Origin of the sequence: Paenibacillus sanfengchensis, assembly GCF_036864765.1 — a bacterium.
Taxonomy (GTDB): domain Bacteria; phylum Bacillota; class Bacilli; order Paenibacillales; family Paenibacillaceae; genus Fontibacillus; species Fontibacillus sanfengchensis.
In genome coordinates this window covers 56,309-71,038 of sequence record NZ_JBAGJC010000001.1, presented here as the reverse complement: position 1 = coordinate 71,038, position 14,730 = coordinate 56,309, and the positions used below count along the sequence as shown (strand labels likewise).

Sequence of the window (14,730 nt, the reverse complement as noted above, 5' to 3'; positions counted from 1 at the left end):
AGGTAATCAACATGATGAACTCATTACTTGGAGCCGTCGAATCCGGCTTGATTTATGCGCTGATGGCACTTGGCGTATATATTACCTTCCGGATTCTGGACTTTCCGGATTTGACGGTGGACGGCAGTTTTACGACCGGCGGCGCGATCGCCGCGGTCATGATCTCGGGGGGCAGCTCCCCCTGGATCGCTTCTATCGGCGCTATGTTAGGAGGACTTGCGGCCGGAGCGCTGACGGGTCTTTTGCACACAAAAGGCAAGATTAACGGTCTGTTGTCCGGGATCCTCATGATGATTGCCCTCCATTCCATCAATATGCGGATCATGGACAGTCCGAATGTCAGCCTGCTTGGGGAGAGCACGGTTTTTGAATCGATGAAGCCGCTCATTCTGATGCCGGTGATCGTCATCCTCGTCAAAGTGCTGCTCGACCTGTTTCTCCGCACGGAGCTGGGGCTTGCACTTCGGGCCACCGGCGATAATCAGCGGATGATCCGCAGCTTCGGCACGCATACGGATAACACGATCATTCTGGGTCTTAGTCTTTCCAACGGACTGGTCGCTTTGTCCGGCGCATTGATTGCCCAGCAATCCGGCTTTGCCGACATCTCTTCCGGGATCGGCATGATCGTTATCGGGCTGGCTTCCGTCATTATCGGCGAAGCGATATTCGGTGCCAGAACGGTATTCTTCGCTACGCTTGCTGTGGTGCTGGGCTCGATCGTGTACCGCGTCGTCGTGGCTTTGGCCTTACGGATCGAATGGATGGAGCAGACCGACTTGAAGCTGATTACAGCCGTTATCGTCGTGTTCGCTCTCGTACTGCCGACCATCCGCCGCTCCTGGAAACAAAAAGGCCTGGCCCGCAAGCGAACGTTGGAAATCGTGTCCGGCGCGGAGCAAAAACAAGCTGGAGGTGGTCTCTGATGCTGCGGCTTTCGAATGTTTCCAAGCTGTTTCATCCCGGTTCACCGGATGAGAAGATCGCCCTGGTCAACGTGAACCTGCATTTGCGGCCGGGTGATTTTGTGACCGTCATCGGCAGCAACGGGGCCGGCAAGTCGACGCTCATGAACATGATCTCCGGCGTTCTGAGGCCGGATGCCGGACAGATCGCGATCGACGGTCAGGACATCGGCCATCTGCCGGAATACAAGCGGAGCCGCTGGATCGGCCGTGTGTTCCAGGATCCGATGGCCGGGACGGCCCCGCACATGACGATCGAGGAGAATCTCGCGATGGCTTATTCCCGGGGCAGATCCCGCGGCCTGCGGATCGGCGTCTCGGCCAAGCGCCGCGGCATGTTCCGCGATGAGCTCAGCCGCCTGGGGATCGGCCTCGAAGGTCGCCTCAAGGCGAAGGTCGGCACGTTATCGGGCGGGGAACGCCAGGCGCTAAGCCTGCTGATGGCGACGTTCACGAAGCCGGAAATTTTACTCCTTGACGAGCATACGGCCGCGCTCGATCCGGCCCGGGCCGAGCTGGTCACGCGATTGACCCAGTCGATCGTCAGCGAGATGCAGTTGACGACGCTGATGGTAACCCACAACATGGAGCAGGCCATCCGGCTCGGCAACCGCCTCATTATGATGGACCGCGGTCGCATCATCCTCGATATCGATGAGAAGACGAAGCGCGATTTGACGATGGAGCGCTTGATCGGGGAGTTTGAACGGATCAGCGGTCACAAGCTGTCCGACGATCGCGTCGTTCTCGGCACCTGAGAACACAAACAAGCCTATTATATGCGAGGGGGAATCCCTCCGCATACGATAGGCTTGTTTTTATCGTTTAAGCCGGAATCCTTAACGGACACGCACATTTTCATCACGCCGGATCCCGTCTTTGAGCAGCCAGATATGGAAAGCATATTCAAACAATCCCAAGACCAGAGCAATCGAGAAAATTTCGCCCATGGAGAGCGTCCAGTCCGCGTTGGCCGAAATCGCCCAAATAAAAGCGAACGCGAGGACAAAGTCACACAGGGTAGCGACGATATTGTTGGTGCGCGGCAGCACGAACAAATCGCCCAACAAATAAGCCAATGCAGACAGCGCAAGGGCCGTAAGGAGCGAACCGATAAAAGAGGCATTGCTGAGAACCATCAACATGGCGACGACGATGACTCCGTTTCCGAGCAGCTTTACCAAAATTTTATCCATAATTTCACCTCCTTTAATTCAGCCGAAGTCTATTTAAACATAGGCTTCCCTGCTACATTACCTCGTATACGGGATGCATGAAACAGGGCGGAGAAAAACAATATTAGTAAAGTCAAATAGACTTTGCGGCAATATGATCTTATGAGGAGCGGATAATATGGAACACGATTGCATCATCGTTGGAGGCGGCATTGCCGGATTGCAGGCGGCGATTCAACTGGGGCGCTACGACACTCATCGGATACTTGTACTTGACGCTGAAAGGGGGAGATCCGTGCTCTGCCGGAATTACCGGAATATTCTCGGGTTCCCGGAAGGGATTTCAGGTGCGGATCTTCGGAAAAGAGGCCGGCGGCAGGCCGAATCGCTGGGAGTGCTTTTCCAAAGAGCCGAGGTGATCAAGGCGGAGCGTATGGAGGAGACGTTCAAACTGACCGATGAGGCGGGAAACACTTACAGCGCGCGAACGCTGCTGCTCGCCACCGGGATCACCGATTGTATCCCCGAGATTGCCGGTATAACCGATGTGCTGGGCTCCACGGTGTATATTTGCCCGGACTGCGACGGCCATGAGATTCAGGACCGGGATACGGTTCTAATGGGCGCCGGAGATGCCGGAGCCGACATGGCCTTGATTTTGGCGGAACGTGCCCGGTCGTTAGTATATATTAACCACGAAGCCATTCCGGTTACGGCGGACCGCATGGCAAGGCTAAGAGCGGCCGGGGTACAATATGAGACCGGGAGAATTTCGGAAGTCGTGGCGAAGGAGGGGGACAGGATCCATACGGTTGTGCTTGAGGATGGCCGCTGCTTCGCGGCCGAGCGGGGTTTTATAGCATTTGGAGGCAACCGGGTTCACTCGGAATTGGCGGGGCAACTCGGCGTTGAGCTTAGCGGGAACCGGCATGCGGTGACCGATCCGCGAAGCAAGAAAACAAACATTAAAGGCGTTTATGCTGCCGGGGATCTGGGCATTCACGCGGAGCAGGTCACCGTCGCCATGGGGGAGGGCTCGCTTGCCGCAATTTGGATTCATAAAGCGCTGCGTCCGTGATATAATCAGAAATCGGAGGGGATGACCATGATATTGGAAGTAGCCGTGCTGCATGTCAAGCCGGGTTTGATCAATGAATTTGAGAGCAATTTCCGCAAAGCTTCCAAAATCATTTCACAAATGCCCGGATACATAGAGCATGAGCTCCACAAATGTGTGGAAACGGCGGATAAGTATCTGCTGCTCGTAAAATGGCACTCTATTACCGATCACGAAGTAGGCTTTCGAAAATCGCCGCAATATGAAGAGTGGAAAGCGCTGTTGCATCATTTTTACGACCCTTTCCCGACGGTGGAACACTATGTACAGATACGAAATTAACGACTACATTATTGAAGACGCGACGCTGGACGATTTAAAAGAGATCGTAAGAATTTATAACGAAACGATCGCAAGCCGGATGGTGACCGCCGATTTGGAACCGGTTACGGTGGAGAAGCGATTGGGCTGGTTTGAGGAGCATTCTCCCGAAAGACGCCCGCTGTGGGTGATGAGATCGGACGGACGGACAATAGCCTGGCTCAGTTTTCAATCTTTCTACGGGAGGCCGGCTTATTCGGCAACGGCGGAAATCAGCATATATATTTCGAATGAATACCGTTCCCGCGGGATCGGCAGTATCCTGTTGGAGCGAGCGTTGGCGCATTGTCCCCGCATCGCCGTGAAAACGGTACTGGGCTTTGTGTTTGCGCATAACGGGCCGAGCCTGGCGCTCCTGCGGAAATTCGGCTTTGAAGACTGGGCGTTTTTGCCCCGGGTAGCCAATTTGGATGGGGTGGAACGAGATTTGGTCATTTTGGGGAGACGGGTCGAACCGGATAACGAAATGGAGAGCGAAGGCGTTGAACGAATTCATTGAACAATTCAACGGCTGGCTGTTGGATATCACGGGACTTACGGGCTACGGCATTCTGCTGATCACGCTTCCCTTGACCTTGGTTCAAGGAACCGTCGGTATTTTTCCGTTTGCCACTCTAGTGATGCTGCACATCTCCGTGCTGGGTGTCAAAGAGGGCTTACTGGTAAGTTGGGTTGCCGGATCTTTCGCCGGAATGGTCGTATACCTGCTGTGCAAATTTCTGCTTACCGACTGGTTTCAGCGGAGGTGGTTTTCCAAACTGAACAAATATGGGAAATGGCAAAAAAGCATAGACCGGTATGGCGTGTGGGCTATTATTTTTCTGCGTACCATCCCGATCATGCCCAACAACCTGATCTCGTTCATGTCCGCCATATCCAACATCAAGACACGTTCTTACACCTGGTCCAATATCGTCGGCAATCTGTCGAGCATCTGGTTGTTCGGTATTCTTAGCGCCTCCATCGTTTTTCCGGGTATGGATTTGCGCGTTCTGATTCTTTCTTACGTCGTTTTTTTGATCGTCCTGCTGATGCTGTTCTTTGTGCGGCAGCGGTTGCTGGTGAAGAAAGATCAAGTCCGTGGAATAGAATAGCCGGTGCGTTCCGTGAAGCGGGACGTGCCTTTTTATTTGACCGGGTGTATTTTTTTGTGAAGATAATAGCATTATTTGTTAAAATAAGTAGCAAGCTATACATACCTTTACAACATGTTGACAAGTGGGGGAGACAATTATGGATTCTGCAGAAAAGCCGGCTAAGCCGGCCCAGCGAAAACTGCTGTTCAGCGCCGGCCTCAGCTGGATGTTCGATGCGATGGATGTAGGTATCATTTCATTTATTGCGGCCGCTCTGGCGACCGAGTGGAGCTTGACGCCCCAGCAAACCGGTTTATTCACCAGTATGAACTCCGTAGGGATGGCCGTCGGAGCGGCGTTCGCCGGAATTATGGCCGATAAATACGGGAGAAGAGCGGTGCTGCTCTGGACGCTGCTGATTTTCTCCATAGCCAGCGGATTATCCGCAGCGGCCACCAGCTTCGCGGTACTGTTGCTGCTTCGCTTCATTGCCGGGTTTGGTCTTGGCGGGGAGCTGCCGGTAGCTTCCACGCTCGTCTCCGAATCCGTCCCGGCGAAAGACCGGGGGAGGGCGGTAGTGCTGCTGGAAAGCTATTGGGCCGCGGGATGGATCGCCGCCGCTTTAATCGCCTATTTCGTCATTCCGAGATATGGATGGCAGGCCGCCTTTATCATCGGTGCCGTTCCCGCACTCTATGCGCTTTATCTGCGCAAATCGATTCAAGACCCGCCGCGGTTTAAGGAACAAGCCCGTTCTGGGTCTGCGGCAAGTTTGTCCGTCCGGGAGCGCTTCATGTCGGTATGGGCCAGCCCACACCGGAAATCGACGATCATGCTGTGGATTCTCTGGTTTACTGTGGTCTTTTCCTATTACGGCATGTTTCTGTGGCTGCCCAATGTGATGCTGCTTAAAGGCTTCAGTCTGGTAAAAAGCTTCGAGTACGTGCTCATCATGACGCTGGCCCAATTGCCGGGTTACTTTACGGCGGCTTACTTTATCGAGAAATTTGGCCGCAAATTCGTCCTGGTCGTTTACTTGATCCTCACGGCGGCCAGCGCCGCATGGTTCGGCAATGCGACCAGCGAGGGGATGCTGATCGCCGCGGGCATCTGCCTGTCCTTCTTCAACCTGGGGGCATGGGGCGGCATGTATGCCTATACCCCGGAGCTGTACCCGACCCGCGTGCGATCCACGGGAGTGGGCTTGGCCGCCTCCTTTGGCCGGATTGGCGGGATTATCGGGCCTTACCTGGTCGGCATGCTCGTGGCCCGGCAGGTGGCGATCGGGGCGATCTTCTGGCTCTTCTTCGGCACGATTCTTATTGGGGCAGCGGCGGTGCTGTGGCTCGGGACCGAGACTAAAGGCCGGGAGTTGGCCGATTAAAAAAGAAATGCTAAAAAGTCTCCATCGCTCATATAAAAAGGAGCGTGGAGACTTTTTACATGTGATGTTATTTCAAGGAGCCTGTATCGAGGCTCTCGCCCGGCTTTAGAGCGTGACCCTCAATATTGAGCATGCCGAGGCGGCTCACAAACTGTTCTCCGTCTTGGGCGATCAAGCCGAACGTGTTGTAATGAACGGGGACGACGTGCTTGGGCTCCAGCCATTCGGCCGCAATGAGCGCTTCTTCCGGCCCCATGGTGAAGTAGTCGCCGATCGGGAGAAAAGCGAGATTGATCGAACGGCGCATCCTGATCAGCTTCATGTCGCTGAACAAAGCGGTGTCTCCCGCGTGATAAATGATAAAGCCGTTCAGGTCAAGCACGATGCCCGCCGCAACGCCAAGGTAAACGTTCGTCTCGTTTATCACTACGGAGGAACTATGCAGGGCGGGTGTGAATGTCAATCGGCCAAAGGGAAACTGAAACGATCCGCCAAGGTTCATGCCGACCGCGGTCACTCCCTTCGCCTCAAAAAAGTTTGCCAGCTCCACGATGCCCACGATCGTAGCTCCGGTGCGTTTGGCGATGGCCTCGGCATCCCCGAGATGGTCGAAGTGACCGTGAGTGAGCAGCACGTAATCCGCTTCGATCTCCTCAGCCTTGGTTTTGGCGGCAGGATTTCCGGTCAGGAAAGGATCGATAATCAACCGGTACTGCCCTGTGTCGATGTGCACGCAGGAATGGCCGAAATAGGTCAATTTCATCATGGATCGCTCCTTTGAGAAAAATGATTACACTCTTTTCCATTATAAACGGAGCGATCCAAACTCTCAAAATATAGGATTACACGATGGGTCAGTTTTCCGGCCAAGATACCGTCGCGATCCGCGGACGGTCATAGGCGGAGGCCCAATAATATCCGCCGGCCACGATCCGCTGCGGCCAGAAACCGACCATGCCGGAGGCTGGCGGAAGCGCTTCGGATGTCGCCGTCGCTGCCCCATCGGCATCGGTCTTCAGATCCACATATTTACCGCCGTTATAAACAAACCGGCCATGCACCTCGGCAGGAATGCCCTCGCCGGTTTCCAGATCGATAACCTGGAGAGTGACTTTGGCCCGGGTTCCGTCAAACGTCAAATTCATATCGCCGACGATCATCGGGCGCAGATAGGTGGAGGCGGTGACGGATGCAACTTCGGCGGAAACCGGGCCGATATTGCCGCTGATGTCCACCGCCGCCACTTTATAGTAATACGTGGTGTCCGGAAGAAGTCCGGAATCCCGGTAAGACAGATTGCGGGACCTGCCCCCGACGTTGGATTCATCCGGTACGAATCCGGGCTCTGTGCCGCGATAGATAATATATTCTTCGATATCGGAATCGTCGGTGGCTCGCCCATAGCTCAAGTCGATGGAGCTGTAATCGACCGTCGTCGCAGCAGGTTCTCCGTTAAGAGAAGATGGCGGCGAGACGTCGCGGGGATCCATCATCCATTTGAAGCCGCCGGGCCCCCACTCGGAGGGAAGCCAGCGAATGGAATCGTAATGGTGCATGGCGATTCCGCCAAACGCCGGATGATCCGCAAATGCAGCGTAGACCTTATCCAGCTCCGCTTCCATATACGTTCTGCCTTCCTCGCGGAACGTTATCGTTTCGGGGTCCCCGCTGTTGGCGATATCTAGCGTTTCCACGCCGACTACGACCGAACCGGGTTTCCCGATGGAAGCCGCATAATCCAGTTCGCCTTGCGCTTGAATGATAATGCCCGCGCTGCCGTCCGCGGTGTCCCGGTAATCCATGATCGAGATGTAATCGCTCATATCCTGAACATGTTCGGAGAGCCATTTAGTCTCCCCGTTCCAGGTAATATCCTGGGCCACGTCGCTGCTGTCGAACCAGCGGGGAATAGCGGGCCCGAAGGGAAGATCGATCCCGGCCGTATCTCTGCGCTCGATCATTTTTTGCAGAATGTCCAGGTATTGAAGCTGCACTTCCGGTTTTTGCGCACGGAATTCGGGCAAAATGTAAGGCTCGATATCGACATTCACCCCGTCAAACCGTTCTTCGGGGGCGGAGGAAAGATTATAGTTGATCACCTTCTCCATCTCGCGGATGGCATAGCCATGAAACGGAGCGAGCGCGCCATAGTAGGGAGGTACGGTACCTCCGGCGATACAGGCATGAACCTGATAGCCGTTCTCATGGGCCCATTTCACAAATTCCCGGACCCGTTCCGGTTCATCCTCAAGAATATCCATCCCCTCATACGTGAAAACTCCGATGTAAAACGTGGTGATCGGATCGGACCCAAAGGTATCCGTGTCGTCCGCAAGCGCTTTCAAGGCGTTTTTCGAGCCGGGATTCAAAAAGAGATTATACGCGGCTTTTTCCCAAATCCACATCGCCCGGTCTTGAGGGTCGAGCGTAATAGGTTCTTGATTCTTTTGTCCCGTGTAAACATAAGCGGTCGTGCTACGGCCTTCGTTTTCGTATTCATCGATTGCCCTGGCTTCAATGCTGAAGGTTTCGTTCTTGAATTTCTTGGTATTCCATAGGTACTCGTACTGCCCTTTACGTTGTACGGCAGATTCCCAGGGACCGCCGTTGATTCGGACCTCGACACGATCGATGTCGTTCTTGGCGTCTACCCGGATTTTAACGGGGAACTTCGTGGATCTTTTGATTTTTGATCCGTCTTCGGGACTGACGATTCGGACCTGAGGGACGCTGACCTGCGGATTATCCACGTAAACGGAGGTGGTGACGCTGGATACGCCGTAACGGGTTGAAGTCTGCGTACCTTTGGCAACCAGGGAGACCGTTCCGTCGAACCTGGAGGTGTCGAGATCGGCAAACCAGGTGCCGCTTTCCGGACCATATGTCGCTTCCATGACGGTCGGGATTTGCCGGATCCCGTTAACGAGTAGCTTGATATCATAGGCTTCGGAATATTGTCCGCTAATCCTGACTATGCCGGGGGACACCTCTTCTCCCTCCAAGGGGGAATCAAGAGTCAGACTGGATTCGGCAAAAACGCTTGGAGCAGGCATCGCGATCAGAGGGACGAAACAGAGGAAAAGAAAAGCCGACAACCACCTGAACCGAAAGACGCCGGAGAAACGGTGAAGTGGAACCTGTTCACGTCTTGGCATAGGAACCCTCTCTTTCCGGAGCGGCAGCATGGGTTGTTTGCGTTAAGGGGGATATGAAAGATAGTGGATACGCTCCAACATCTAATTTTGTAATATTGTGCTGTACTTTTTTTGTTGATGCAATATCCTTAAATTGTCCTTTTTTTGTCAAGCATAGATAATAATATAAACCCCGCTCCCGCCGGAAGGTCCGGCCCTAGGAACGGGGATGGGTTAGCTTATTGTGCCAGTTCTTGATTGGAAAGATCCATCCAACCCACAAGATCATGGACGGCGATTCCGGCGTATGAGGATTGCGAACTGCCCAATTGCTCCAGTTGGACGAGCTGGTCGTTCAAAACGTCGATCCCTTCTTCATAAAAAGTAATGAGACTCCCTTCTTGGGAAGGTTTCGTTTCCACGCCGGTGTAGATTGTCTTGTTCATGCTTTCGCCTTCGGCAAATTCCGTTTTGGCCGTATCGTAAACCGCCTTGGCATTGTCCCGGTAGGACATCAGGGTAACGGAGTCAAACTTTGAGATCATCCAGGAGCTCAAGGTTTGCTCACTGTTCGGTACTTTATAATTATCAAGCCAGAAGGGAAGCGCGGCCGAGAGCGGGAGGCCTAAGTCCGAAGCCTGTTTAACCAGCGCATCGACATTGGCCTGCCACTGGGTTACCAGAGTGGTGTAGTCCGTTTTCCAAATCGGCAGCAAGTAAGGTTCAATGTCGACATGGATGCCTGTCAGCTTTTCTTGCGGAGCGGCAGTTTGTTGATAATCACGAACCCATTTCATAAAGGCATCCAATTTCGGACGGCTTGTGGTCAGGGCCCAGTCGGGGGCGCCGTTCAAGGCGTGAATCTCGATGCCCATTTCCGTGGCCTGGCGGATAAAGCTGCGGTAGGAAGCCAGATCGACTTTCGTACTGACCTGCAAATATAAGATCCCGACGCCTTGGGACTTGGCGAAATCAAGCAATTCCGATGAGTTTGTTTGTATAAGTGCGGTATGCCATAACCAAGTGGTTCTCGATTTGGAGGCAGCGCCGGTTTCCGCACGGGCGGACGGGCCGCACAAAAGCGTAAAAAGAAGAACGAAGGCAAGCAACATAGCGGACTTACGGGGGGCAGTGTTAGTTTTCACGTAGGTGTACACTCCTTTGAGATTCGGGTTGTTGGTAATTGCTTGTAGGAGTAGCGGACGACACGGATCAGAACATATGGAACTCCAGGCCTTACCTCCCGCAAAATAAACTAATCCGCGCATTAGGTCGGAAATCCCGGTAATACAGGATGATTTGCGACTTAAGAAAGGGATATGATCATATTTTCGTCGCAAATGTCGAATTTTGACATAGGACTATAGGATTATTTTTGCTAAAAAAGTAGCAATATTAACAGCGGTATCCAGTTTTTGGTCTGGTTGTCTGGAAAAGTGGGTCGGTGGTCCGGTTGATGCCGACATCCTGAAAAATCAGCTTCAAAGGCGCACAGGCCGGTTATACATGGAGGTAAAGGATCATAAAAGGAGCGGCGATGAAATATGAAAATTATCATCACCCAAAGCGAAGCGGTGGAAAGAGGGATTTGGAACCAGGTGATGAAAGCCTTTGGGATCACTTCCGAGGATGAGGTTTGGGAGACGGAACAGTTTATTCTGACAGAGGAACAGGCCCGGGAGTTGGGGTTGATTCGGTAATAGTTCGTTGTAAAATGGACCTCCCGTACAGGGAGACGAAGGAAGGCTTAAACAAAAAAACGCTGGCCCGGAGGACCAGCGTACATTATTATTCATAAAAAATAATCTTGTAAAATAACATTAAATGTGATAAAATGACGGATAGCCAAATCAAAGACAAATCAATTCAACATTGCTTATATAATAGCATAATAGCACTAATTTGTCAAATAGCGTATGCCGTTGTTAGAGAAAAATTTGTTACTGTTTTCCATTATTAGGGTGGGGGTCTGAGCCATGACAGAGGATTTGACAAAAGGCAATGAACTTGATTTTACAGATGACCTGACGCTGCCGCCGGGCGTCAAAATTGATGATCCGGTTCGAATGTATCTTAAAGAAATCGGGCGTGTCCCCCTTTTGTCCGCGGATGAGGAAATCCAGCTTGCCCAGCGCATCGAGCAGGGGGACGAGGAAGCCAAACGGCGTCTCGCCGAGGCGAATCTCCGGCTTGTTGTCAGCATCGCCCGGCGCTATGTTGGCCGGGGCATGGTATTTTTGGATTTGATCCAAGAGGGGAATATGGGATTGATTAAAGCTGTGGAGAAGTTTGACTACTCCAAAGGCTTTAAATTCAGTACCTATGCCACTTGGTGGATTCGTCAGGCGATCACGCGGGCCATTGCGGACCAGGCCAGAACGATCCGGATTCCGGTTCATATGGTGGAGACCATCAATAAACTGATCCGGGTATCCCGTCAATTGCTGCAGGAAATCGGCCGGGAGCCGACACCGGAGGAAATCGCCAAGGAGATGGAACTTACCCCGGAGAAAGTGCGTGAAATTATGAAAATCGCTCAGGAACCGGTATCGCTGGAAACGCCGATCGGCGAGGAGAACGATTCCAATTTGGGTGATTTTATCGAGGATCACGATGCTCCGGCTCCCGCGGAAGCGGCCGCTTACGAACTGTTGAAGGAACAGCTTGAGGAAGTGCTGGACACGTTGACCGAGCGGGAAGAAAATGTACTCCGCCTGCGGTTCGGCATGGATGACGGACGGACCCGCACACTCGAGGAAGTCGGTAAAGAGTTTGGAGTTACCCGCGAACGGATCCGCCAGATAGAGGCCAAAGCGCTGCGGAAGCTGAGACATCCGAGCCGCAGCAAGCGGCTGAAGGATTTTATGGAATAACCCGTAAGTTTTGATAGGAAAAAAGCTTCTCCCGCGGACAAGACCACAGGAGAAGCTTTTTCCTTTTTTTATTTTGTTTTTTTGCCTCCTAACCGGCATTTCCGCGGACGGAGGGATTTGAGGGCCTTCGCGGATAGGGGCTGCACGCACATGAATTTATGCTTGCCGCCCCGTCCCGGGGCGTTGAGCCGGCGTTTGCCGGCGGAGGCGACGCGGGTATTAAACACCCGCATGAACCAATCCACCGGGTAAGCTATCGATAACCGTCCCTCATCCGACCCGGCAAAGTTGACCGCAGCAGCCAGATTCCCGGACTTTGTCAGCCAGACGGACCCGGAGTCCCCGCCCAAGGAGACGGGGTATTTTCCGCGGATGACGCTTTGATTTTTGAAGGTAATAGTTCCGAGCCCTCCGTAATCCCCATAATCGACCCGGATATCCGTATGGATCGATTCCACTGTTCCTGTGACGGCTCCGGTCGTGCGGCCGACCTTTTTAAATTTGTCTCCGATTTTGTAGGTCCGCACATGACCGGGGACTCGCCCGTAGACGGCGTATGCCGGGCGAAGCAGGCTGCGGCGGAAAGGTTTCGAAGTGGCCGCGTCGAGAAAGTTGGGGCGGGTTTTCCGCAGCCGGACAAACCGGTCCATTACGCCGATTTGATCGCGGGGCACCGTTCCGCCATCGGCGCCACCGGGTTGCAGCGTTGCGGAGGAACGGTCCGTGTTCTCATTGACGAGTACATGATTATTGCTAAGAATATAACGGCTCCCCGGGCAGCCTATGTCGCTGATGATGAGTCCCGCCGTGCCGGAAACGTTGGGAGAGCCGACGCTGTATCCGGCAATCACCGGGCGGATGCGCCGCCTAAATTTTAATCCGCCTGTGCCGTTCTTACGAAACCGGCTCGCGCGCACGATACGAACCGGGACCGTCGATTTCAACTTGGAGGGCAAGACCACCGCGGGAGCGGATCTGGATTTTCTCCGTTTTCTCCCGGCGGAGGCGGCGGTGGCGGCATCCGCATATACGATAATCGCCGCCCCTTTCCGAGGCTTGGTCGGATCTTTAAAACCGACGCCGATCCCGTGTACACCACGCTGTTTCAGCATCCGCGCGGCGTAACGCTGTTTGAGCAAGTAAGCTTTTCGATAGCTGGTCAATTGCATCACCTTTTCTTTGGAGTTGCTTTATTCTATGCTTGGAGAGCAGTGGAGGTAAGAAGGGAGCAAGTTTATTGACGGGTCGGAAGGCTTGGGATAAACTATTCTGGTTTACTGCGCTATTATGAATTTAATTTTGAGGGATACGAAGGGGCGTTTGTATGAACCGCAGCAAATGGCTTGCCTGGGGAAGGAAAGTGACGGACAAAATTCCATATGCGGCTTACCCCGGCTCGTTTATAAAATGGCTGTTGCTTGGAAGCGCCGTAGGGGTGATGGCGGGGAGCGCATCGGCGTTTTTTCTGCTCAGTCTGGATTTTGTTACCGGACAACGGTTGACGCATGGTTGGCTGCTTTATCTGCTCCCGGCGGGCGGCGCGCTGATCAGCCATATGTATATGAAATTCGGAGAAAATAGCGGCAAGGGAAATAATTTGATCCTTGAACGTATTCAAAATGGAACGGAACGGATTCCGCTGCGCATGGCTCCATTGGTGCTGATCGGTACGCTCGGGACCCACCTGTTCGGCGGATCGGCGGGAAGGGAAGGAACAGCGGTGCAGATGGGCGGAAGTCTGGCCGAATGGTTCGGGAACGTCATAAGGATTGATGAGACTGAACGGAAAATTCTTTTGATGTGCGGCATTAGCGGGGGGTTCGGCTCGGTATTCGGCACGCCGCTCGCCGGAACCGTTTTTGGGCTGGAGGTGGCTGTGTTCGGGCTGATTAGCCATCGTGCCTTAATTCCTTGCTTTGCTGCCAGTTTTGTGGGTGACCTAGTCGCTATAAAAGTTTGGGGAGTGCATCACCTGCACTACGCAATGGGGCCCGTCCCTGCCCTGTCTGGAGCGGTACTGCTGAAAGTGGTCTTGGCTTCGATCCTTTTCGGCCTCGCGGCTTTATGTTTTAGCGGGCTTACCCACGCTTTAAAGCGCCAGTTTACCCGGCTGCTGCCGAATCCGGTGTTAAAAAGCGCGTTAGGCGGTCTGCTGATTATCGGCTTCGTTTATGTACTGGGTACCCGCGACTATCTGGGGCTGGGGATTCCGTTGATCTCAGATTCGTTCCATAGCGAGGGTGAGGGCATATCCCCGCTCGCATTTCTTTGGAAGCTTCTGTTTACTGCGTTAACCTTGGGCACCGGATACCAAGGGGGAGAAGTAACTCCGCTGTTTGCCATCGGATCGACCCTGGGTCATACCTTGGCGGGGTGGCTGCATTTATATGCTCCATTTCTCGCCGGATTAGGGTTTGTGGCGGTATTTAGCGGGGCCGCAAATACACCGCTGGCCTGTTTTATTATGGGGATCGAGCTGTTCGGTTCCGAAGGGGCGCTCTATCTTTTCATCGCATGCATGGTCAGTTATGCGTTCTCCGGACACAGCGGGATTTACAGTTCGCAGCAAATCGGTACCCCCAAGAGCGGACGATGGCCGCTGGCAGAGGGAATTACCCTGGCCGCCTGGAAAAGCAGAAAAGATAAATAAAGCTTTGAAAAAAGGATCCGATCGAGACCGGATCC

15 protein-coding genes are annotated in these 14,730 nt (G+C 53.5%); 10 read left to right on the top strand and 5 right to left on the bottom strand.

What is annotated here, in order from left to right:
• Positions 1 to 11: 11 nt before the first annotated feature.
• Together V4U84_RS00330 and V4U84_RS00325 are read left to right on the top strand one after the other, a co-directional pair.
• The gene (locus V4U84_RS00330) at positions 12 to 926 is read left to right on the top strand and encodes an ABC transporter permease (RefSeq protein WP_334072804.1); all 915 of its coding nucleotides are present in this window, start codon (positions 12 to 14) and stop codon (positions 924 to 926) included.
• Entirely contained in the window at positions 926 to 1,723 is a 798-nt protein-coding gene (locus V4U84_RS00325; RefSeq protein ID WP_334072803.1) for an ABC transporter ATP-binding protein, read from the top strand. Before V4U84_RS00330 ends, V4U84_RS00325 begins: the two co-directional genes overlap by 1 nt.
• 81 nt (positions 1,724 to 1,804) lie before the next feature.
• Here V4U84_RS00325 and V4U84_RS00320 read toward each other — a convergent pair whose 3' ends face one another.
• Positions 1,805 to 2,161, bottom strand: coding sequence for a DUF2512 family protein (locus tag V4U84_RS00320; RefSeq protein ID WP_334072802.1), 357 nt, complete (start codon positions 2,159 to 2,161; stop codon positions 1,805 to 1,807).
• 157 nt (positions 2,162 to 2,318) lie between these two features.
• Here V4U84_RS00320 and V4U84_RS00315 point away from each other — a divergent pair, with 157 nt between their 5' ends.
• From V4U84_RS00315 to V4U84_RS00295, 5 genes are all read left to right on the top strand, one after another.
• Entirely contained in the window at positions 2,319 to 3,218 is a 900-nt protein-coding gene (locus tag V4U84_RS00315) for an NAD(P)/FAD-dependent oxidoreductase (protein ID WP_334072801.1), read from the top strand.
• Positions 3,219 to 3,245: 27 nt separating this feature from the next.
• Positions 3,246 to 3,539, top strand: a complete 294-nt coding sequence (locus V4U84_RS00310; protein WP_334072800.1) for an antibiotic biosynthesis monooxygenase family protein — start codon at positions 3,246 to 3,248, stop codon at positions 3,537 to 3,539.
• Positions 3,520 to 4,077 carry a GNAT family N-acetyltransferase gene (locus tag V4U84_RS00305; RefSeq protein ID WP_334072799.1) on the top strand — a complete coding sequence of 186 codons (558 nt, stop codon included), beginning with the start codon at positions 3,520 to 3,522 and terminating at the stop codon, positions 4,075 to 4,077. The genes V4U84_RS00310 and V4U84_RS00305 overlap by 20 nt, the downstream gene beginning before the upstream one ends.
• Positions 4,061 to 4,672 carry a TVP38/TMEM64 family protein gene (locus V4U84_RS00300; protein WP_334072798.1) on the top strand — a complete coding sequence of 204 codons (612 nt, stop codon included), beginning with the start codon at positions 4,061 to 4,063 and terminating at the stop codon, positions 4,670 to 4,672. The genes V4U84_RS00305 and V4U84_RS00300 overlap by 17 nt, the downstream gene beginning before the upstream one ends.
• 139 nt (positions 4,673 to 4,811) lie before the next feature.
• Positions 4,812 to 6,038 carry an MFS transporter gene (locus V4U84_RS00295; protein ID WP_334072797.1) on the top strand — a complete coding sequence of 409 codons (1,227 nt, stop codon included), beginning with the start codon at positions 4,812 to 4,814 and terminating at the stop codon, positions 6,036 to 6,038.
• A gap of 67 nt (positions 6,039 to 6,105) precedes the next feature.
• Here V4U84_RS00295 and V4U84_RS00290 read toward each other — a convergent pair whose 3' ends face one another.
• From V4U84_RS00290 to V4U84_RS00280, 3 genes are all read right to left on the bottom strand, one after another.
• Positions 6,106 to 6,801, bottom strand: a complete 696-nt coding sequence (locus V4U84_RS00290) for a metal-dependent hydrolase (protein ID WP_416367201.1) — start codon at positions 6,799 to 6,801, stop codon at positions 6,106 to 6,108.
• Positions 6,802 to 6,892: 91 nt separating this feature from the next.
• Entirely contained in the window at positions 6,893 to 9,193 is a 2,301-nt protein-coding gene (locus V4U84_RS00285) for an Ig-like domain-containing protein (protein ID WP_334076586.1), read from the bottom strand.
• Positions 9,194 to 9,411: 218 nt separating this feature from the next.
• Complete coding sequence (locus V4U84_RS00280; protein WP_334076585.1) at positions 9,412 to 10,317, bottom strand: hypothetical protein; 906 nt, start codon at positions 10,315 to 10,317, stop codon at positions 9,412 to 9,414.
• A gap of 399 nt (positions 10,318 to 10,716) precedes the next feature.
• Here V4U84_RS00280 and V4U84_RS00275 point away from each other — a divergent pair, with 399 nt between their 5' ends.
• Together V4U84_RS00275 and rpoD are read left to right on the top strand one after the other, a co-directional pair.
• Positions 10,717 to 10,872 (top strand): hypothetical protein, encoded by a 156-nt coding sequence (locus V4U84_RS00275; protein ID WP_334072793.1) that lies wholly within the window; start codon positions 10,717 to 10,719, stop codon positions 10,870 to 10,872.
• Between the two features lie 276 nt (positions 10,873 to 11,148).
• Entirely contained in the window at positions 11,149 to 12,045 is an 897-nt protein-coding gene (gene rpoD / locus V4U84_RS00270) for an RNA polymerase sigma factor RpoD (protein WP_334072792.1), read from the top strand.
• 68 nt (positions 12,046 to 12,113) lie between these two features.
• Here the strand turns inward: rpoD and V4U84_RS00265 are convergent, their stop codons facing one another.
• Positions 12,114 to 13,208 carry a hypothetical protein gene (locus tag V4U84_RS00265; RefSeq protein WP_334076584.1) on the bottom strand — a complete coding sequence of 365 codons (1,095 nt, stop codon included), beginning with the start codon at positions 13,206 to 13,208 and terminating at the stop codon, positions 12,114 to 12,116.
• 161 nt (positions 13,209 to 13,369) lie between these two features.
• Here V4U84_RS00265 and V4U84_RS00260 point away from each other — a divergent pair, with 161 nt between their 5' ends.
• The gene (locus V4U84_RS00260) at positions 13,370 to 14,695 is read left to right on the top strand and encodes a voltage-gated chloride channel family protein (protein ID WP_334072791.1); all 1,326 of its coding nucleotides are present in this window, start codon (positions 13,370 to 13,372) and stop codon (positions 14,693 to 14,695) included.
• Positions 14,696 to 14,730 lie beyond the last annotated feature (35 nt).